The organism is Photorhabdus stackebrandtii (assembly GCF_011189495.1).
GTDB classification, from domain to species: Bacteria; Pseudomonadota; Gammaproteobacteria; order Enterobacterales; family Enterobacteriaceae; genus Photorhabdus; species Photorhabdus khanii.
In genome coordinates this window covers 1-1,562 of the sequence record NZ_PUJV01000106.1, presented here as the reverse complement: position 1 = coordinate 1,562, position 1,562 = coordinate 1, and the positions used below count along the sequence as shown (strand labels likewise).

Annotated in this window: 1 protein-coding gene; it reads right to left on the bottom strand. The window is 54.5% G+C overall.

Annotated elements, in window-relative coordinates; all coding sequences use genetic code 11:
* Window positions 1–1,562, bottom strand: a 1,562-nt coding sequence (locus C5470_RS21755; protein ID WP_166291876.1) for a non-ribosomal peptide synthetase, incomplete at both ends; no start/stop codon positions are given.

Genomic DNA, 1,562 nt, shown 5'->3' with positions numbered 1-1,562 from the left:
AACTCACGCCAGACCGCCGCCAGGGCGGTTTCGGTGGCGCCCTGCGGGGCTGCATAACGCTGGCGGGCAAAGGCGTCCTCCCCGGGCACCGGCAGTGCCCGGCGGTCCAGTTTGCCGTTCGGGGTTAACGGGAAGCGGTCCAGACGCACCACCGCCGCCGGCACCATATACTCCGGCAAAACTTGACTCAGGTGCTCACGTAAGTTATTCACCAGCCCTTCTTCCACGTCCGCCGCCACATACGCCACCAGCCGTTTGTCCAGCCCTTCCCCCCGTGCCAGCACCACGGCTTCACGCACCGCCGGGTGTTCGGCCAGCCGCGCTTCAATTTCCCCCGGTTCAATGCGGAAACCACGGATTTTCACCTGCTGGTCAGTGCGGCCCAAAAATTCCAGATTGCCGTCCGGCAAATAACGCGCCAAATCCCCGGTGCGGTACATCCGGGCATCCGGTTTATCGTTGAACGGGTCAACCAGGAAACGTTCTGCCGTCAGTTCAGGCCGGTTCAGATAACCCCGGGCCACTCCAACCCCACCAATATACAGTTCACCGGTTGCCCCCAGTGGCACCAGCTGCCGTTCTGCATCCAACAGATAAATTTGTGTGTTCGCGGTCGGCCGCCCGATAGGTACCTCTGTGCCTCTATAATCTGACGGACAGTGCCAGCTAGTGGCACATACCGTTATTTCTGTCGGGCCATAATCATTGAACAGTTTTGTCCATCCACATAACGCTTGGAATAAGGCTATATTGGGTGTTTCACCTGCCAGAATCATAGTTGGATTTACTGTTAACTCTGGTAAATCAAACCCTATACTAAGCAAAGCTGGTGTCAAGAAAGCGTGTGTTATCGCTTGTTCTTCCAAATAATGCCAAAGGCAATATGGATCCCGACGAATCATATTGTTCGCTATGATAAGGCAAGCGCCAGCACTTAACGCCGTCATAATTTCCGACACACTAGCATCAAAACCTAATGATGCAAACTGCAATACCCGACTAGTTCCCCCCACATTAAGCCGAGTTATTTGAGCTAAAGCTAAATTCACTAGCCCCCGATGTTCGACCATCACCCCTTTCGGTGTACCGGTGGAGCCGGAAGTGTAAATCACATAAGCTAGATGTCGGACAGTCAATACTGAAATATGCGGGTTACTCTCCGGCTGCTCAGGCAGGTTATTCAAGTCAATCACTACTCGTTCAATCAGTGCTTGTTCGCCTAAGACGATTCGTCCTGCCTCATCGACCAGCACAATTGCCGGGGCGGCATCAGTGAGAATATGGGCCAGACGCTCACCGGGATAAGCCGGATCCAGCGGCACATACGCCCCACCGGCTTTCAGGATGGCCAATATCCCGACCACCATGGCCGGTGAGCGTGAGACACAAATCGCCACTAACTGGTCGGGCACGACCCCCAGCGTAATTAATTGATGAGCCAGTCGGTTCGCCCGGGCATTGAGTTCCGCGTAACTGAGCGACTGATTTTCATGCACCAGGGCAATAGTGCCCGGGGTTGTCGCTGCCTGCCGTTCAAATAACTGATGGATACATAAGTCTTC